This is a genomic window from Paenibacillus sp. SZ31 (assembly GCF_012912005.1).
Classification (GTDB): domain Bacteria; phylum Bacillota; class Bacilli; order Paenibacillales; family Paenibacillaceae; genus Paenibacillus.
The window spans coordinates 381,657-399,520 of the sequence record NZ_JABBEA010000001.1 but is presented as its reverse complement, the minus strand read 5'-3'; the positions used below and the strand labels follow the sequence as shown (position 1 = coordinate 399,520).

Below are 17,864 nucleotides of genomic sequence, written 5' to 3'. Positions count from 1 at the left end.
ACTCCTTTGATGGATGAAATATGGATAGTATATCACAAAGCTTTGAACGCCGATGCGATTTTTTGTGCGGAATATGCGGCAGATCATTTGTACAATTAAGGGGATCATATTATAATAGGAATGGTTAAAAATCGCTCTAATACGTATTCAACCAAGTGGAGGCACATTTATTTTGAGCCAATCAAATCGAAAACGTCATCAATATCCGCGTGGACCGTTGGCATTGATGAGAGGGGTGTACAAATACACCATTCCGGAAACACGGAAGGCACTGAATGGATGGCGTGCCCAAGCTGAGGCGATTCCGAATGAGGAATTACGTACGCAGGCACTTGCCAGTCTGAAGGATAAACAGTTTCACTGTGAAGGCGGAACCGTCTACGCTTTAGCTGATTTGCCCAACAGGCACATTCTGATTCCGCTGATCGTTTCATATCAAACTATTAGTGATTATTTGGACAATCTGTGCGACCGCAGCACCTCGATGGACCCGGATGACTTTCGTCTTCTCCATCAATCCATGCTTGATGCGGTAGATCCCGAAGCGATTCCCGTCAATTATTATGCCCTCCGTGAGGAGCAGGATGACGGTGGATATCTGCGGAATCTGGTGACCACATGTCAGGAACTGACCCGTCAGTTACCAGGCTATGCGTCCGCCAAGCCCCAAATTCAGGATCTGGCAGGCCTATACACGGACCTGCAGGTATATAAGCATATCAAGCCGGAACTGAGAGAAACGGCACTGCTCGAATGGTGGTCGGAGCACCGTCATCGCACACCTCAGTTTCGTTGGAACGAATTTGCTGCTGCAACTGGCTCTACACTGGGCGTATTCATGCTGTTTCTGGCTGCGAGTGACGATCAGTTGACTGAAGAGCAAGCGGCCTCGATCCACACGGCCTATTTCCCACATGTATGCGCATTGCACATTATGCTCGATTACTTAATTGATCAGGATGAGGACCGCATCGGGGGAGATCTCAACTTCTGCAACTATTATGAGAATGTAGAGACAATGCTGGACCGAATTGCTTTTATTGTGGAGATGGCACGCAGCGATGTGCAGAAGATTCCGGGAAGCTCCTTTCACCGGATGATCATCGAAGGACTAATTGCCATTTACCTGTCTGATCCCAAAGTCAGCGAACAGCAGGAAGTTCGCGTCGTGTCCAAACGTCTGATGAAGAATAGTCCAATGACGAGAATATTTTTCTTCATTTTTAGTCGCTGGATACGGAAAAATATGTAAGTCAGGTGCGTTATTGCGGAGCCTGAAGTGAAACTAGAGGAGGAAGAAACATCATGACAGCAGTAAAGAAAATCGCAGTATTAACGAGCGGTGGTGATTCACAGGGGATGAACGCGGCTGTTCGTGCGGTTGTTCGCAGTGGACTGTTTCACGGTCTCGAAGTATACGGAGTTCAACGTGGATACCAGGGTCTTTTGAATAATGACATTTTCCCAATGGATCTGCGGAGTGTAGGGGATATCATTCAACGTGGGGGGACGGTTCTTCAATCGGCACGTTGCAAAGAGTTCTACACCGCTGAAGGTCAGCAAAAAGGGGCGGATATTCTGCGTGCGCGTGGCATTGACGGTCTGGTTGTTATCGGTGGAGATGGTTCATACAACGGAGCGAACAAACTGAGCAAACTGGGCATTAACACCATGGGTCTGCCAGGAACGATCGATAACGATGTTTCATTCACCGACCATACTATTGGATTTGACACAGCTGTAAGCGTAGTGGTTGATGCAGTGAACAAATTGCGTGATACGATGTCTTCACATGAACGTTCTTCCATCGTTGAAGTTATGGGTCGTCATTGTGGGGATATCGCCCTGCATGCAGGACTTGCTTCGGGTGCTGAAACGATTCTTGTGCCGGAAGTTCCGTTTGACATGGACGAAGTGGCAGATCGTATGAAAGCTAACTTCGCACACGGCAAACGTCACAGTATTATCATCGTTGCTGAAGGCGTGGGCAAGGGTGAGGATGTAGCGAAAGAACTGATGGAACGTTGCCCGACGTATGAGCCGCGTGTAACCGTTCTGGGTCACATTCAGCGTGGGGGTACACCAACACCTTTCGACCGTAACCTGGCAAGTCGTCTGGGCGATTTCGCTGTTCGCAGTCTGATTGCAGGCGAGACAGACAAAGGTTGTGGCATTATCAAGGGTGAGCTTACCCTGACGGATATCGATAAAGTGGTTAACACGAAAAAAGATTTCGATATGGAGACTTACGAGCTTGCACAACGTTTGTCCCAATAATTCAATTCAGAAGCAAAGAGCACAATCCCGTATTGACGAGGATTGTGCTCTTTTTGTTGTTCGGTGGAATAGGAGATGCCTACGCCTTGCGGAGTGCGGCTTGTTTTTGTACCAGGAAGAGTCTCCAGAGAAGCGCAGTTGCTCCTACAGCAAGGCCGGCAATGAGTCCGATCCAATATCCAAAGGCGCCGAGTGAAGTATACGTAGCTGTAAGATAACCTACAGGCAGACCAATAATCCAATACGCTACGAACGTAATGATCAGTGCCGGATTAACATCTTTGTAGCCACGTAATGCTCCTTGGGTCGGTGTAGCAATCGCATCCGAGATTTGAAAGAAGATCGCGTAGACGAGGAAATGCTGTGTGAGTGCAATGACCTCTCGATCGTTTGAATACACGCCTGCAATCTGTTCGCCGAACACTATCAACACGATGGCTGTTAGCAATGAAAGCCCGATGGCTCCACCAATTCCGAGCAGACTGTATTGCTTGGCGTCTTTCAGACGTCCTGCACCTGCCTCAAAGCCCACAAGGATCGTAAGTGCCATACATATGCTCACAGGCAACATGTAGAGCGTAGAAGCGAAGTTCAGTGCCGCCTGATGGGCAGCTATTGTTGTGGTGTCGAAACGGCTCATCATTAAGGTCACCGCAGCGAAGATGGATGTTTCGAAAAAAGTCGCGAATCCAATCGGAACCCCGATTTTGAGTAACTCTTTCCATTTGGTCAAGGATACACGGGTCCACTGACGGAAAATGCCGTATTGGGCGAAAGGTTCGACCCGATGGACAAAAAAGAGACTAATAAGAAAGATGAGCCAGTAGGTACATGCTGTAGCGACACCAGCACCAACTCCGCCCAATTGCGGGAAACCCCAACGGCCAAAAATCAGCAGATAATTCAGAAAGATGTTAACGGGCAGGGAGACCAACGTAATGAACATCGTAGTTCGCGTCTGACCAAGAGCATCCATGAAGCTGCGCAGTACCGTATATCCGAAGAGCGGAATGATACCAAAAGCAAGTGCACACAAGAAATAGAAAGCAACTTGGGCAACCCGGGGTTCCAGAGGCATTCCGTTCAGTATAGGGCCAAGTAACAGCGCCCCTCCTCCAAGAACGAGTAGACTAACAGCAATACCAAGATACAACGCTTGTATGACGTTATACCCGATCTGATCATTCCGTTTGGAACCTAGCAGATGGGAAACGACAGGCGTAATTCCGATCAGAATGCCGCTAAGCCCAGTTTGCACGGGCAACCATAGACTTGTGCCGATGGCCACTCCTGCAAGATCTGCAGGGGAGAACTTGCCTGACATATTCGTGTCGAAGAACGACATGGCTGAGAGGGCGATTTGAGTGGTGAAGATGGGCAAAAATATAATCAGGAATTGCTTCACTTTTTGGGAAAAGCTTGTTGTGTTCATGTTCACTGGCAGTGCCTCGCTATTCTAAAGAGATGTCATCCAAGTGTCATATATGGACAGCTATTTATTGTAGTGGATTTTGTCCGTTTTGAATAGGGACAGAAGCGTAGGGGCGTACTAAGAAAAATGAACGCCAAAAAACCTCGCTCCGCTTCAAGCAGAACGAGGTTGAGTGAAATATAGAAATATGAAAGAGGCCGGATTACTTATAATCTACACCTGAAGTGTATCGGTTGGAGGCATTCCAGAGCAGATATTCATGCACATCCATGTCCTTCATCGCTCTGATCTGGTCTTCCACTTGCTTCTTGCCATACTTGATGTAATGTCCACTGCCCAGCCAGCTTGCTGTAAAATCCTGAATCCAGGGACGAATGACAGGTTTGAGCTCCTTGGTAGGGTCCAGTTTCTTGTGTGTGTCTTCCATCGAGCCTTTGATGGTCGTGTAAGGATCTTTGTCAGGGTCCTTCACCCCATACCAGCCAGTTGAATAGTGACTCGGGTATACCATTGGTGAGATCACATCCACATTTTCGGATATTTTAACAAAATCCTGTCCAATACCTTCAGCCGCAGGTACAGAAGCCGCATAACCGAAGATATCTACCGAGACACGAACACCTAGAGGTGCCAGTTCTTTGCGTGCATATTGCACGAATTCAGCCACAATATCGACGCGGGACTTGTCGGATTTGGTATATTTCAGTACATCCGCACGAGTTTCGAAACCTTCCGGGAAACGGACGTAGTCAAACTGAATCTCTTTGAATCCCAGTTTGGCCGCTTCCTTGGCAATCTCGATATTATAGTCCCATACTTCCTTGCTGTATGGATTTACGAAGCTGTCGCCTTTGCCATTCGCCCAAACCGAACCATCCTTGTTTCGGAAAGAAAGCTCCGGATTCTTCTTCGCAAGAATGGTGTCTTTGAATACAACGACACGTGCGATTGGGTAAACCTCATGTTTTTGTAATCGTTTCATCAAGGCATCGATATCCCGAATAAAAGGTTGGGACTTGCCCATTTTCTGTAGTGCTTTGTTTTCTGTGGGATAAGTTATGTATCCGAGATCGTCTTTGATATCAATGACCATGGCATTCAGTTCCGTACTGTCTGTCAGCTCCAGCAATTCTTTCATACGTGCGCCGCCGGCACTGTAGGCCGTTACATAGATACCTTTGACCACGGGGGCATCAGGTTGTGGGTCAATTTTAGCAGGTGGATTATCGGCATCAATAACAACCTGATCTTTTTGAGATTGGATAATTGCGGTGTTAAAACTGTTGGTTAACGATTGGAATTGAGGATTTCCCTGATCTGCCACTGCCGGGGCACCACCAAAGCCTCCAAAGGCCATAGCCAGTAAAGCCCAAAACATGTTCATTCATTTCCACTCCCTTATGTGCATTCCATGTATGAATTATACATTAAAGCCTCCGGGCTTTTAACCATATTAATCAAGTAATGAAACACATGGAAAAAATGAAAACCGCTTCCTGCTGAGGAAATCCCCTGCAAGAAGCGGCGTAATCAGTCTGAAAAAAATTATTGAATGTAAATCTCATTTTGATGCTCACAAATACTGTACTGAATGATTTCCATTGCATCTCCCTGTTCCAGGATGCCCAGCCCATCCCGGAGGACAATCAGCGAGTCGAGTTCATTCGGTTTCAAGAAAGGGAGCATTTCCGGGCACCATCTGTTGACAATCTCAAACAGTTTTACCGTTTCCATATCCACATTAATCACCCTTTCCTACTCGAATTCCAAAATGGTAAGTCATTCGGCGCGATTCGGGAAAGCATATGGCCTGTGAAAATTGAAGGGTTGAACCTGCTATACAACATATTTAGGAGCCGTACACCGTTATTATACCACAATGTTGTGAATTGTTAACCGTACAGGTGTCTCAACTTCTGCGGAATGAGCCCATAACACCAACCGTTTCCACAATGTTAACAAAGGCGTTTGGATCTGTTTCCTTGATAATACGTTTGATTTCAACCAACTCGTAACGGGTGGTAACGGTCATAAGCATGTCCTTTTCAATATCCGTGTACGCGCCTTGAGTCTTAATCTTGGTAACCCCACGTGGTCGAACAAGTAATTTCTTCAACATGGATTCGGTTTCGTTTGTAATGATGTATAGCGTTACTTTGACGTGACTGATATGAATCAGATCAAGCACTTTGCCTGTAATGTAGATGGACACCATAGAGGCCAAGGCAGTATTCCAGTTGTCACTCAGATATCCCGCGAGCATAATGATGGTACCGTTCATGCCAGCCATTACCGTACCGATCGGAAAGTCTCGTTTACGCGTGAAAATGGAACCGACAATGTCCAGACCGCCTGTGGAGCCGCCGACTCTGAAGGATACGCCAGTGCCCAGTCCAATAAGTACACCGCCAAATACAGAGCTTAGCAAAGGGTCTGTAGCCACAGCAAAAACAGGCAGAAGCGCAATGAACCAGGAAGTGGCTGCTACCGAGAGAATACTTAATGTAATGAAGCGTCGTCCAAGAATAAACCAACCTGCAATAAGCAGGGGAATGTTGAGAACAAAATACATTATACTAAGATTCAAAGTCGTGAAATAACCCAGAAGCATGGAAATACCGGATACCCCGCCGCTTAAAAGCTGATGGGGAACCAAAAACCAGTTGAAGCCGCAGGCAATAGCTGCAGCACCCAAAATGATCACTAAAGAGTGCCAAATTATTTTGGGCAATTTAATCACCTCATTTATATTTAAAACCAGATTGCTGGTAATCTTGAATTGTTTTGTGATATAATAATTTGTGGATATTCTTGAGTAGGAAACTTTTCCTAAATGGAGCAATAAAATTTTGAAATGTTTCAAACACATGTATGTAGTTTTAGTCTTATGTTGGGGACCCATTCAATGGAATTATATTCGTCGTGAAAATAATTCGTCCCGTTGGGATACCCTATAAATATTAACGCTACTTAAGAATACAGACAACAAAGTGGATTGTCCACCATGTCCACCATATAAAAGGAGCATGAATAATTTTGACAAATTTAAATTTCACAGATTTCAATCTTGAACCACTGGTGCTGCAAGCCATCACTGAGCTCGGGTTTGAAGAAGCAACACCGATCCAATCCAAAGCGATTCCTTTGGCACTCGAAGGCAGAGATTTGATTGGTCAAGCTCAAACAGGTACGGGTAAAACAGCTGCATTCGGTATTCCGTTGATCAGCAAAATCACGAAAAGTGACGAGAAAATCCGCGCCCTCATTATGGCACCTACACGCGAACTTGCAATTCAAGTTGCTGAAGAGATCGAAAAACTTACTCGCTTCAAAGGTCTGCGCTCCCTGCCAATCTACGGCGGACAAGATATCGTTCGTCAAATCCGTGCACTGAAAAGAAAACCACAGATCATCATTGGTACACCTGGACGTCTCCTTGACCACATCAACCGCAAAACAATCAAACTTGATGATGTACAAACTGTTGTATTGGATGAAGCAGATGAAATGCTCGACATGGGTTTCATGGAGGATATCCAATCCATCCTGAAACAAGTTCCAGACGAGCGTCAAACTATGCTGTTCTCAGCAACAATGCCTCCTAATATTCAAAAATTGGCACAACAATTCTTGAACAATCCTGAGCACATCTCTGTGATTCCGAAACATGTTAGTGCACCATTGATTGACCAATCCTATATCGAAGTACCTGAGCGTCAAAAATTCGAAGCGTTGAGCCGTTTGTTGGATATGGAATCTCCTGAACTGGCGATCGTATTCGGACGTACAAAACGTCGTGTTGACGAATTGGCTGAAGCTTTGCAAAAACGTGGATATTCTGCAGACGGTCTTCATGGTGACTTGTCCCAGAATCAACGTGATGCGGTAATGCGTAAGTTCCGTGACGGCAGCATTGACGTACTCGTTGCAACAGACGTGGCTGCACGTGGTCTCGACGTATCTGGCGTAACTCATGTTGTTAACTTTGACCTTCCGCAAGATCCGGAGAGCTATGTTCACCGTATCGGTCGTACAGGTCGTGCGGGTAAAGAGGGTGCTGCTTGGTCCTTCGTTACACCGCGTGAGATTGATCACTTGCACTTCATCGAGCGTGTAACACGTCACCGTATTCCACGTAAACCACTGCCAACAATGGCAGAAGCGGTTGAAGGCAAACAACGTTTGACAGCAGAGCGTTTGCTGGAAATCGTACAATCGGGCGAACTGAACGAATACAAAGGTATCGCGATTCAAATGCTTGAGCAATATGATTCTGTTCAACTGTTGTCGGCTGCACTGAAGCTCCTGACAGGTGACAAAAAAGATGCTCAAGTTGATCTGACTCCTGAAGATCCGATCCGTGCGAAGCGTCGTAAACCAGATGTTCGCTCAGGCGGACGTAAACCATCGGGTTACAGCGGTAACCGCACAAGTGGTAGCGGCGGCAGTGGTGGTGGTTACAACCGTGATCGCAACAGCAGTGGCGGCGGACGTGGCGGCTACAACCGTGATCGTAACAGCGGAAGCAGCAGCACTGGTAGTGGAAGCAGAGAAGGTGGTTACAATCGTGACCGCAAACCGCGTCCAAGCAGCAACGAAGGACGTCGTCCAGCGAAAGATTCTTCTTTCGAGTAATATAAACGTATGAACTGGAAAATGGAGCAGGCAACTGCTCCATTTTTTTTGTTTTCAAATGGCTGTATCGTCTTTTGCTCACTGGCAAAAGCACTGGTCAGGGGCTTGGCCGATCTCTTTTCGGGAAGTGCTGGCTTTTCCTATCGATAATAAGGTATATTAATATTAGACTTTAGGTATACGCAAGGCTGCGGAGGAGGAGAAATGTTTGGAATTTAAAGGAGCTATGGGCGGGATATACCGGCTTACAGAGTGGATTACGCGACTGGCCGCAACCAATCTGTTGTGGGCTATTTGTTCGTCGCCGTTCTTGTTTTTCTTGATTATGAAACTGCTCGTTATGCAGCAGAACCTCGCCAACGAATCATTGCAAATGAACTGGGCTATAGCCATTGTGGCACCGCTTACACTATTCCCGGCGACGTCGGCGCTGTTTACGGTTGTTCGTAAATGGAATATGGGCGATACGGATGTGCCGATCTTCCGTACTTTCTTTGTAGGTTACAAGGAAAACTATAAGCAAAGTTTAATTGGGGGCATTTTTTACACACTGCTGTTCGCAATTATGTATCTGGATTATACGGTATACATGACGCAGTTCCGCAACATGCAGCTCGTGGGAATCATTATGCTTGTGCTGCTTCTCTTGTTATTTGTATCACTCTTTAACTTTTTCTCGATGGTTGTACACTACCATATGTCCATCGGGCTCATTATCAAAAATGCGGTATTGCTTACGCTGATCAGACCTTTCCGTGTATTCTCCACATTGCTGGGAAGCGGACTGTTGTTCTACATCGGTTTCCGTTATCCGGTATTGTTCATTTTCTTCATTATCAGTATCATCGCCTGGTTTGCTTTCTTCAACTTCTACGCAACCTTCAATAAAATGCAGGAGCAGATGGAGAAGATGCAGTTGAAGAAGGAAGAAGAGGAAGCCGCTGCGCTGGCTGAGGAATCAGCAGAGAACGGTGAAGCATCTGAGCCATCAGACGACAAAAACATTACACTGCAAAAATAAAACATGATGGATCGCCATTTACTTTTTACACAGTTAGGGATATAATAATTGTACATCCTGCGATGTACGTTTCGGTTATTCGTTGTTTTGAACCAATGATGACGTCTTCGGGAGATCAACACAGAATGTTGCTGAAAAGCCCTGTCTATACGACATGGGGACTTCAAAAAGCATTTTTGCGGTCACCCACCTGCCAAGCAGGTTCATAAGACAATGTAGCCGGACGGCATAGGCGGGTTTCTAAATTTTCATGTACAGCACCCTGACTTTTCCTCTTTGAAGGAATTTCAGGGTGTTTTTATGTTGTAATGAATGGTTTTGATTGGTTTTGTGATAAATATGATGCTTACCCTTTTGTTACTACTTGAACAATGTTACACTAAGATACATAAATGGAACGGTTACATTCAAAGGAGGAAGGGTCTTGACCTTAAAGAGAACGCTCGTCGGTATCATCCGCAGCATGGAGGGGACCAGCGATCGAGCCAAGGATCCCAAATTAAAAACACGGTATTATAACTTATCCAAAGACAGAGCCTGGGAAGAGGTTTCTTCGACACTCAAAAAGATTCCAGGTTATAAAGTACTGCACGAAGTGCCTTCTGTTGGAGAAGTTATACTGGAGAAGCGGACTACCTTTGGACGGACGATGGATATTACAGTTTCCATTATCTCGGTAAGTCCTGTACGTAGTGCAGTGGATATGTATTCAGCTTCCCGTGGTTCACTTGGAGACTTGGGCTCTAACTATCGGACGATTATGAACTTATTCTCTGTACTGGATAAAAAGCTGAGTAAGTATAAAGCAAATGATTGAAATAGATGATGAATAACAAAAAGCGAGAGAAGGTTAACCTTCCTCGCTTTTGTTCTGAACGTATGATAACTTCTACAGCAAAGCTTTTACAGCAGCAATCGCTTGCTCGAAGTTAGGGGAGTCTGTCATTTCAGGCAAATACTCCACATATGTAATCCGGTCTTCAGCATCCACCACAAAAATGGAGCGCATGTCCAACTGGAATTCTTTGATCAGAACGCCGTAGTCTTCACCGAAAGAACGTGTTTTGTAGTCTGACAATGTTACTACGCGGTCAACGCCAGCTGCTCCGCACCAACGGGCTTGAGCGAACGGAAGGTCAACGCTTACTGTCAAGACAACAACATTGTCTCCGAGTTCTCCAGCTTCAACATTGAAACGACGAGTTTGCGCATCGCATACGCCAGTATCCAGGGAAGGAACAACGCTGATCAATTTGATTTTGCCTGCGAAGTCTTTCAGGGATGCATCTTCAACCAGGTTCTTGCTCAGTGTGAAATCGGGTGCTTGATCGCCCGCTTTCAATTCGGGTCCGATCAATGTAATAGGGTTGCCTTTAAATGTGGCTGCGCCTGTACGTTCTTGTGTCATAATAATGTTCCTCCTTATAAATTGGTGATCCGTGCCAAAATCCATTATAATCTTTTATGAAAGGCATTGTCCAATTCGGGCATGTACCATTACGATGGATCAGAGATGTAAGTCCGATCTGAACAGGGTGGAGTGAAAGAAGAAATTTATGATATTTATTCGCTATGAGAACTGGAAAGGTTATTTGAAGTATTTCCCTTTGACGTCGATTTTTTTAATTGCCAATGTAGTGATGTTTATCGTGTTAACGGTAAATGGTGGTTCAACGAACAATATGGTGTTGCTGAAATTCGGGGCGCTTACGAATTATGAACTGTTCGCTTCGGAGTGGTGGCGCTACATTACATCCATCTTCCTGCACGCAGGCTTCAGTCATTTATTGTTCAACAGCTTTGCGTTAATTGTATTTGCACCACCGATGGAACGGTTACTCGGATCGGTAAGGTATGGTGTGTTGTACCTGGGTGGTGGTGTGTTGGGTAATATTCTTGCTGTTGCATGGTACAACTCAGTTGGCAGTATTACTATCTCGGTGGGTGCTTCAGGAGCGATCTATGCCGTCTATGGTGCATTCCTGTATGTAGCGCTGTTCCAGCGCACCATGATGGATGAGGCTTCGCGCAAAACGATGTACACCTTGCTTGTGTTCGGAATTATATTCTCCTTCGCCATGTCGGGCATCAACTGGATGGCTCATCTCGGCGGATTGCTGGGTGGATTCTTTATTTATGGACTGTTGATCAGATTGTGGAAACCCCGCAGCTTAAAGCGGTAGTCAGAACGTTCTCAAGATGGAATGCAATCAAGGATAAGTAGGGTATAACAGATTGGAGCGATCAGGCGAGTGGAATTAAGACAGTTGCATTACTTTTTGAAAGTGGCACAGAAGGAACATGTAACACAAGCTGCTGAAGAGTTGCATGTGGCGCAGTCGGCGGTGAGTCGTCAGATTCATCAGCTGGAAGAAGAGCTGGGCGTGGACCTTTTTATGCAAAAGGGGCGAAACCTGCAGTTGACTGCAGTAGGACAGCTCTTTTGCAAACGAATTGAAGGCATATTGAAAGATCTGGATAAGGCAGTCGGGGAAGTTCATGAGTTTCTGGACCCGGAACATGGGGAGATTCGAATCGGGTTTCCGCATAGTTTGGGGATTCATCTCATTCCTTCCGTTGTTGCTGCTTTCCGCCAGCGCTACCCTAACGTGAAATTCAGATTCAAGCAGGGGATGTTTCCTACACTCATTCGTGATGTGTTATCGGGAGAAGTAGACTTGGCATTCATTTCTCCATTTCCGGAGAAGCATGATCAAGTGGATGGCGATATTGTACTCACGGAAGAGTTACATGCCATCCTGCCTCCGAATCATCCGTTAGCTGGTGAGGAGACGATTGCGCTCGAACAGCTCAAGGATGATAAGTTCGTATTATTCAGTAAAGGTTACTCTCTTCGTCCTATTGTGTGGCATGCCTGTCTGGAAGCTGGTTTTACACCCAAGATCGCATTTGAAGGTGAAGAGACGGATACCATCCGTGGATTAGTCGCTGCGGGTATGGGGGTCAGTCTGTTGCCTGAGATGGCGTTGTTCCAGACGAACCCGTTGCAGCCGGCACATGTGGCCATCTCTCATCCAAAAGTAACGCGAACTATAGGGTTAATTCATCGTGCGCATGATAAACTGCCGCTGGTTGCTCAGTCCTTTCGTTCATTCTTGCTTGATTATTTCGGTTTACAACAAAACAATACCCCATCCGATTAACGGTGGGGTATTGTTTTTTGTTTTTGTTGTATTAAGTATCCAATTAATCGCGGCTGTTGAAGATTCCGATGTAACGAATCAATTCAAGCAGTGAGATCAGCGCTGCAGCAACGTAAGTCAAAGCCGCGGCATTCAGAACTTTAGCAACACCTTTTTCTTCTTCATTGCGAATATAACCTTCAGATACCATAATCTCTCTTGCGCGATTGCTGGCGTTGAACTCAACCGGCAATGTGATAAGTTGGAACGCAACGGTTACGGAGAAGAAGATGATACCGATACCTACAAGGTTCATAGCATTGAAGATGAATCCTGCAATCAACAGGAACGGAGCTAATCCGGATGCAAAGTTTACAATTGGGAAGATCCGGTGACGCAGTGCCAGCATCGGATAACTTTCTTTATGCTGAATGGCGTGGCCAACTTCGTGACACGCTACCGAAACAGCTGAGATTGAGTTTTCATAATATACTGGTTCCGATAAGCGTACAACTCGATTGATCGGATCATAGTGATCAGAGAGTGTTCCGCGTACAGGCTCAATTGGAACATCATGCAGGCCGTTAGCGTCGAGCATTTGGCGAGCGGCATCGTAACCGGTGATTCCATTCTGGTTTGGTACCTCTGACCAACGTCTAAAAGTACCTTTTACGCGAAATTGCGCCCATAAAGAGAGCAAAAAGGCGATAATGATCAATACGAACATACCGTTATTAAAACTCATATTCATTCCTCCGCTTTCTAATAATAAGCTACATCATGGTGTTCTCAAGCAAGATTTTCAGTGCCTCCATTGTACCGGCACTTTTGGTAAGTAGTCCTGCCATCATCTTGCGTGCTTGTACAGGTTTCATCTCCCCAAGTAGCGGTTTGAGTTCATTAACCTCTCGCTCAAGTTGTTGCACGTGAAGCTCCAATGTTGTCAATTTGCTGGCAACTTGTTCTTCCGTGCTAACCAGACGCCACTTTTCAAGAGATTGCTTAATCTCGTCGAGACTATACTTCTCTTGTTTCATCTGTACAATACGTTCAAGCCTGGTTAAAGTTTCATTACTATAGAGACGATAATTTTTTTGTGTACGTTCTTCGGGAGCGATCAGTCCAAGTTTCGTGTAATAATCAATCGTCCGTTCACTAACACCAGCGGTCTTGGCCAGTTCGCCAATCCGAAAAAGTTTCATATCCCCAATGATATTCACCTCGCTTGCAAGTTCAAATGTAGGGAATTGTAGTTTCCGCTTGCGAATTTTATATACTACGCCCAATTTTTCTTACTAATAAGTATGATACATGATCTTTAACCGTACAGTCAAACGTTATGCTTTGGTAATCAGCATTCTTCATTTCTATATCTATGTACTCATAGAATGTGATTATGTACTTAAGTGCAAGAAAAAGACGTATGACTTTATTCCCAGAAATAATTTTCAATTTTGATGAAAATACTCTTGTCAACTTTCCTCTCTTCTGCTTATAATGACATTAAGAGTTTCACGATATGTGAAGAAACTTAACATAAGAGGGAGTGGGGTATATGAGAAAGAAATGGTTAGTTTCCGTGTTAGTAATGCTTACTTTATTCGCTTTTCCGGTCAGTGCATTCGCAGCTGCGGAGGGGCCAACTAACATTGAACTTCAAAGTGGTTTGAACTCAGCCTTTACGTTTCTGGCTGTTGTACTCGTGTTCTTGATGCAAGGGGGATTTGCTTTACTTGAAGCGGGTTCAACACGAATGAAGAATGCAGGACACATTGCGGGTAAGACTATCCTGACATTGGGAATTTCAGTTATTGCTTTCTGGGCTTTGGGCTTCGGTCTTGGTTTCGGTAATGGTAACAGCTTCTTTGGAACAACAGGGTTCTTCCTGAGCGGTGACAAAATGGCTGCTTCCTTCGAATCACTGGCTTTCTCCGATGTTCCATTGACTGTTAAATTCGTATTCCACCTCGCTTTTGCGGCGGTATCTCTGGCCATTGCCTGCGGTGGTATGGCTGAACGTGCAAAAATGAGCGTATATATTGTATTCGGTACACTGTATACCATTATCATGTATCCGGTTGTTGCTCACTGGGTATGGGGCGGTGGCTGGTTGGCTGAGCTGGGTATGCAAGACTTTGCAGGATCGACGGTTGTTCACTTGACTGGTGCGACTGCAGCATTGGTAGCGACCATCTTGTTGAAACCACGTATCGGTAAATACAACAAAGACGGCAAACCTAACATCATTCCAGGTCACAACCAAGTGTATTCCGTACTCGGGGTAATTATCCTCTGGATCGGTTGGTTCGGATTTAACCCAGGTAGTACGTTAACTGCTTTGGACGATGGATTCTTTGGTTATGTTGCATTGACTACTAACGTAGCTGCTGCAGCTGGTGGTGTTGCTGCACTGTTGATCTCTTGGGCAGTTCTTGGCAAGTCCGATATTCCTAGCATGTTGAACGGTGTGCTTGCGGCACTCGTTGCAATTACAGGTGCTTGTGCCTTCGTTGAGCCTTGGGCAGCTTTGGTTATCGGTGCTTTGGCTGGGGTTATCACATTCTTCACAGCACAGTACTTCGATCGTAAAGGAATTGACGATCCAATCTACGCTTTCTCCGTACACGGTGTTGCTGGTATGTGGGGAGCAATCTCCACAGGTTTGTTCGCTACACCAGAACTTGCTGAGCATGCGGGTGTAGGTCAAGCGGGTCTGTTCTATGGCGGTGGATTCCACCAATTGGGCGTACAGCTTCTCGGTCTGGCAGGTGCTTTTGCCTTCGTACTGGTAATGTCCTTCATTATCCTGGGCGGAATGAAAGCGATCATGGGCATCCGTGTTACTGAAGAAGAAGAAACAATGGGTCTGGATATCAGTGAGCACGGTACTTACGGATACCCTGAACAAATGAAAAATGTAGATTCTAAATCCAATGGTGGTACGTTCAGCTCCTGAGGTGAATAATGCTGAAACATGCTTCAAGGAGGCTGGACATGATGGAACCCATCTCGTATACAAACTATTTCTGGTCTTATCAGGGAATCGATGGCGCGGTGTCTTCTCAAGAACTGCGCCAGGCACGTGTGATATTACAGAACGAGCTCCAGGAATTGTTGTCCGCTTCCTTGTCGCCGATCGAGTGGTACCAAACGGTAAATGAACTGCATGACCGGATTGCACGGAAAGCAGTAGAGTTATGCATTCAGGGGATGGTTGAGGAAGGCTTCGGCCAACCTCCCGTCCCCTATGCCTTTATCGTATTTGGCAGTTCGGGCAGGGAAGAAGCAACGTTATGGAGTGATCAGGATAATGGCATGATCATTAGTGATACTCCGCATGAAGGTAAAGATGAATATTTTGCACAGCTCGGACAGCGAATGTCAAATATGTTGGAAGAGCTGGGTTACGCTAAATGCGAAGGCAAAGTGATGTGTTCAGAGCCACTATGGAGAAAAACGCTGGCGTCATGGAAACAACAATTAGCAGATTGGAGCTCGGATTTGAATTGGGAGCCCGTTCGTAATCTGATCATTGCTTCAGACATGCGTTTTGTAGCAGGGGAGCAAAGTCTGGCAGAGGAATGGATAACCAGTTTTTATGAACAGTTTAGACTGATTCCTGAACTTTCGGATGCAGTTCTTCGCAATACAGTTAAACATAAAGCGACATTAAATGTACTTGGTCGTGTGGTCACAGAGCGATTTGGTGAACATGCAGGCGGATTTGATGTTAAGTATGGTTTGTATATTCCGCTGGTGAACAGTGCCCGTTATTTGGCTTTGCAACATGGGATCAAGGAGTCGTCTACGTTAAAAAGAATGGAGAGACTGACAACACTTGAAGCGGTTCCGTTTACATTACTGGATGCATGCCAGCGGGCGTTCATAGCTGCTCTGAAGTTTCGGAGAAGTACACCAGTGGTCATCCAACGGGACTTGCAACATAGCAGTGGGTTCCTGGATGAGAAGCAGATGAAACAAAAACAGATTCATTATGAGCTCAGGGATACGCTCGGGTTGGTACGACGAGTGCATCGTGCTTTGCAAAGACAGTTACGTTTTGCAGAAAGGAGACGTCCATGAGAGAGCCGGCAAGGGGCAATACAGGATTCTGGAATTCGCTGCGTCAGGGAGGGGTTCCTTCCGCCATCGCTTCCATCATGGGAGCCCCTACGGCGCAACACATGGCGTTTATCCGCTCTATGATGAGAGAACAGCGCAGACCTGAAGTACTGCATACGCCTCTAAATGAGCTGGACGCGGTTGTATTTGATCTGGAAACGACGGGTTTTTCTCCCCAGCATGGGGATGAGATCATCTCATTTGGTGCAGTCCGTATACATGGTGGTGTAGTGCTGGAAGGAGAGCAGTTCTATACGGTGGTTCAATCCAAGACTGCGGTTCCGGAACATATTACTGAACTGACAGGCATCACACAGCAGATGACGCTGGACGCACCAACTTTGCTGGAGGGACTGCATGATTTCATGTCTTTTGTAGGCGGAAATGTTCTAATTGCACACGCAAGTGCGCATGACCGAGCCTTTCTGAATGCAGCTCTGTGGCGGACTTCAAAGGTAAGGCTGACGCATCGTTTAATCGATACGATGATGTTGGCCCGCTGGCTTGAACCAAGCCGGCCGGGGTATGGACTGGATGAATTGCTGGAATCCAGAGGTATTCCGATCTATGGACGTCATCATGCGCTGGAAGATTCGAAAATGACTGCACAGTTATGGTCCTGCTATCTGGAGGACATGACTCGTAAAAATGTGGAGACTTTGGGTGATCTGTATACCCACTTAAGTCACGCATAATGGAACGGGAAGCAGATTGTACGAAGGGACAACGTGGTATGACTGGTCGTGTTGTATCTTCGAGGATTCAATCTGATAACCGTTCAGTTGCATGTGAGATTGTAATCCGGGTGTAAGGTCAGGTGAGCCTATGAGGTACATCTGGAGCAAACCGGCGAAGGCCGGAAGAGCTTGCATGTCCTCTAAGGAAGGAACAGGCTTTGTATGCGGATGAGAATGGAAGATGCCGATCAGTCTAGGTTCCGAGAATACACATCGGATCCATTCGGCATCGTCCAGTGCAAAATGGTGCAGCGGGTCAGGTGCTACGTTACGAATGGGCTGAAACCGACTGATTCGTATGCCGCCCGCTGCGGTTTCACCCAGCATAACCCCGCAGGCTTCTTGCGGCAGCGAAAGGAACATGTGCTTTGACATCTCTTGTTCTACGGAAGAAGGGATGTAAAAGACGTTTTGCTGCCCGTGAAGTGCTGCCATTTGTATTCACCCCTCTCTCTTTGGCTCCTGCTCAGGCAGGAGTCCTTTTTCATTTTATTTTG

The 17,864-nt window shown here is 46.0% G+C and carries 18 protein-coding genes and 1 other RNA gene; 11 read left to right on the top strand and 8 right to left on the bottom strand.

The window, feature by feature from the left end:
• Window positions 1-172: 172 nt before the first annotated feature.
• Together HF638_RS01850 and pfkA are read left to right on the top strand one after the other, a co-directional pair.
• A complete protein-coding gene (locus tag HF638_RS01850) occupies window positions 173-1,252 on the top strand; it encodes a tetraprenyl-beta-curcumene synthase family protein (RefSeq protein ID WP_175623655.1) in 1,080 nt (359 codons plus the stop codon).
• Window positions 1,253-1,305: 53 nt separating this feature from the next.
• A complete protein-coding gene (gene pfkA, locus HF638_RS01845) occupies window positions 1,306-2,277 on the top strand; it encodes a 6-phosphofructokinase (protein ID WP_169478620.1) in 972 nt (323 codons plus the stop codon).
• 79 nt (window positions 2,278-2,356) lie between these two features.
• Here the strand turns inward: pfkA and HF638_RS01840 are convergent, their stop codons facing one another.
• The 4 genes from HF638_RS01840 to HF638_RS01825 all read right to left on the bottom strand — a co-directional run bounded on the left by HF638_RS01840 (window position 2,357) and on the right by HF638_RS01825 (window position 6,440).
• Window positions 2,357-3,709, bottom strand: coding sequence for an MATE family efflux transporter (locus HF638_RS01840; RefSeq protein ID WP_169479125.1), 1,353 nt, complete (start codon window positions 3,707-3,709; stop codon window positions 2,357-2,359).
• Between the two features lie 202 nt (window positions 3,710-3,911).
• Window positions 3,912-5,093, bottom strand: coding sequence for a putative glycoside hydrolase (locus tag HF638_RS01835; RefSeq protein ID WP_169478619.1), 1,182 nt, complete (start codon window positions 5,091-5,093; stop codon window positions 3,912-3,914).
• Window positions 5,094-5,254: 161 nt separating this feature from the next.
• On the bottom strand, window positions 5,255-5,443 hold the full coding sequence (locus tag HF638_RS28485) for a hypothetical protein (RefSeq protein ID WP_029880762.1): 189 nt from the start codon (window positions 5,441-5,443) through the stop codon (window positions 5,255-5,257).
• A gap of 175 nt (window positions 5,444-5,618) precedes the next feature.
• Window positions 5,619-6,440, bottom strand: a complete 822-nt coding sequence (locus HF638_RS01825; protein ID WP_145319319.1) for a YitT family protein — start codon at window positions 6,438-6,440, stop codon at window positions 5,619-5,621.
• Window positions 6,441-6,745: 305 nt separating this feature from the next.
• On the opposite strand from HF638_RS01825, the gene cshA reads away from it, so the two are divergent.
• From cshA to HF638_RS01805, 4 genes are all read left to right on the top strand, one after another.
• Window positions 6,746-8,344: a degradosome RNA helicase CshA gene (cshA, locus tag HF638_RS01820; protein ID WP_169478618.1), complete on the top strand. Its 1,599-nt coding sequence runs from the start codon at window positions 6,746-6,748 to the stop codon at window positions 8,342-8,344.
• 208 nt (window positions 8,345-8,552) lie between these two features.
• Window positions 8,553-9,365, top strand: a complete 813-nt coding sequence (locus HF638_RS01815) for a YesL family protein (protein WP_169478617.1) — start codon at window positions 8,553-8,555, stop codon at window positions 9,363-9,365.
• Between the two features lie 51 nt (window positions 9,366-9,416).
• A non-coding RNA gene (gene ssrS / locus HF638_RS01810) (6S RNA) lies at window positions 9,417-9,608 on the top strand.
• A 181-nt stretch (window positions 9,609-9,789) separates the two neighbouring features.
• The gene (locus tag HF638_RS01805) at window positions 9,790-10,182 is read left to right on the top strand and encodes a DUF1499 domain-containing protein (protein ID WP_017689382.1); all 393 of its coding nucleotides are present in this window, start codon (window positions 9,790-9,792) and stop codon (window positions 10,180-10,182) included.
• A gap of 72 nt (window positions 10,183-10,254) precedes the next feature.
• Here the strand turns inward: HF638_RS01805 and tpx are convergent, their stop codons facing one another.
• Window positions 10,255-10,773: a thiol peroxidase gene (gene tpx / locus HF638_RS01800; protein ID WP_169478616.1), complete on the bottom strand. Its 519-nt coding sequence runs from the start codon at window positions 10,771-10,773 to the stop codon at window positions 10,255-10,257.
• Between the two features lie 148 nt (window positions 10,774-10,921).
• Between tpx and HF638_RS01795 the strand changes: the two genes are divergently transcribed.
• Window positions 10,922-11,548, top strand: a complete 627-nt coding sequence (locus HF638_RS01795) for a rhomboid family intramembrane serine protease (RefSeq protein WP_145319307.1) — start codon at window positions 10,922-10,924, stop codon at window positions 11,546-11,548.
• 69 nt (window positions 11,549-11,617) lie between these two features.
• On the top strand, window positions 11,618-12,529 hold the full coding sequence (gene gltC, locus HF638_RS01790; protein WP_036609648.1) for a glutamate biosynthesis transcriptional regulator GltC: 912 nt from the start codon (window positions 11,618-11,620) through the stop codon (window positions 12,527-12,529).
• A 43-nt stretch (window positions 12,530-12,572) separates the two neighbouring features.
• On the opposite strand, the gene HF638_RS01785 is transcribed toward gltC, so the two are convergent.
• Window positions 12,573-13,253 (bottom strand): zinc metallopeptidase, encoded by a 681-nt coding sequence (locus tag HF638_RS01785; protein WP_169478615.1) that lies wholly within the window; start codon window positions 13,251-13,253, stop codon window positions 12,573-12,575.
• Between the two features lie 28 nt (window positions 13,254-13,281).
• Entirely contained in the window at window positions 13,282-13,710 is a 429-nt protein-coding gene (locus HF638_RS01780) for a MerR family transcriptional regulator (RefSeq protein WP_017689377.1), read from the bottom strand.
• 353 nt (window positions 13,711-14,063) lie between these two features.
• Between HF638_RS01780 and HF638_RS01775 the strand changes: the two genes are divergently transcribed.
• The 3 genes from HF638_RS01775 to HF638_RS01765 are packed head-to-tail and all read left to right on the top strand — an operon-like array spanning window position 14,064 to window position 17,325.
• Window positions 14,064-15,464, top strand: a complete 1,401-nt coding sequence (locus HF638_RS01775) for an ammonium transporter (protein WP_062833649.1) — start codon at window positions 14,064-14,066, stop codon at window positions 15,462-15,464.
• Window positions 15,465-15,505: 41 nt separating this feature from the next.
• Entirely contained in the window at window positions 15,506-16,591 is a 1,086-nt protein-coding gene (locus HF638_RS01770; protein WP_169479124.1) for a DUF294 nucleotidyltransferase-like domain-containing protein, read from the top strand.
• Complete coding sequence (locus tag HF638_RS01765) at window positions 16,588-17,325, top strand: exonuclease domain-containing protein (protein ID WP_169478614.1); 738 nt, start codon at window positions 16,588-16,590, stop codon at window positions 17,323-17,325. Before HF638_RS01770 ends, HF638_RS01765 begins: the two co-directional genes overlap by 4 nt.
• On the opposite strand, the gene HF638_RS01760 is transcribed toward HF638_RS01765, so the two are convergent.
• On the bottom strand, window positions 17,311-17,802 hold the full coding sequence (locus HF638_RS01760; protein ID WP_169478613.1) for a M67 family metallopeptidase: 492 nt from the start codon (window positions 17,800-17,802) through the stop codon (window positions 17,311-17,313). The two genes, HF638_RS01765 and HF638_RS01760, sit on opposite strands and share 15 nt — an antisense overlap.
• Window positions 17,803-17,864: the final 62 nt, after the last annotated feature.

What these genes read in the sequence shown, in the direction of transcription:
- HF638_RS01780 (WP_017689377.1), bottom strand. Translation starts at nt 13,710, where the DNA reads ATGAAACTTTTTCGGATTGGCGAACTGGCCAAGACCGCTGGTGTTAGT.
- HF638_RS01785 (WP_169478615.1), bottom strand. Translation starts at nt 13,253, where the DNA reads ATGAGTTTTAATAACGGTATGTTCGTATTGATCATTATCGCCTTTTTG.
- HF638_RS28485 (WP_029880762.1), bottom strand. Translation starts at nt 5,443, where the DNA reads ATGGAAACGGTAAAACTGTTTGAGATTGTCAACAGATGGTGCCCGGAA.
- HF638_RS01795 (WP_145319307.1), top strand. Translation starts at nt 10,922, where the DNA reads ATGATATTTATTCGCTATGAGAACTGGAAAGGTTATTTGAAGTATTTC.
- tpx (WP_169478616.1), bottom strand. Translation starts at nt 10,773, where the DNA reads ATGACACAAGAACGTACAGGCGCAGCCACATTTAAAGGCAACCCTATT.
- pfkA (WP_169478620.1), top strand. Translation starts at nt 1,306, where the DNA reads ATGACAGCAGTAAAGAAAATCGCAGTATTAACGAGCGGTGGTGATTCA.
- HF638_RS01840 (WP_169479125.1), bottom strand. Translation starts at nt 3,709, where the DNA reads ATGAACACAACAAGCTTTTCCCAAAAAGTGAAGCAATTCCTGATTATA.
- HF638_RS01770 (WP_169479124.1), top strand. Translation starts at nt 15,506, where the DNA reads ATGGAACCCATCTCGTATACAAACTATTTCTGGTCTTATCAGGGAATC.
- HF638_RS01765 (WP_169478614.1), top strand. Translation starts at nt 16,588, where the DNA reads ATGAGAGAGCCGGCAAGGGGCAATACAGGATTCTGGAATTCGCTGCGT.
- HF638_RS01835 (WP_169478619.1), bottom strand. Translation starts at nt 5,093, where the DNA reads ATGAACATGTTTTGGGCTTTACTGGCTATGGCCTTTGGAGGCTTTGGT.
- HF638_RS01760 (WP_169478613.1), bottom strand. Translation starts at nt 17,802, where the DNA reads ATGGCAGCACTTCACGGGCAGCAAAACGTCTTTTACATCCCTTCTTCC.
- HF638_RS01775 (WP_062833649.1), top strand. Translation starts at nt 14,064, where the DNA reads ATGAGAAAGAAATGGTTAGTTTCCGTGTTAGTAATGCTTACTTTATTC.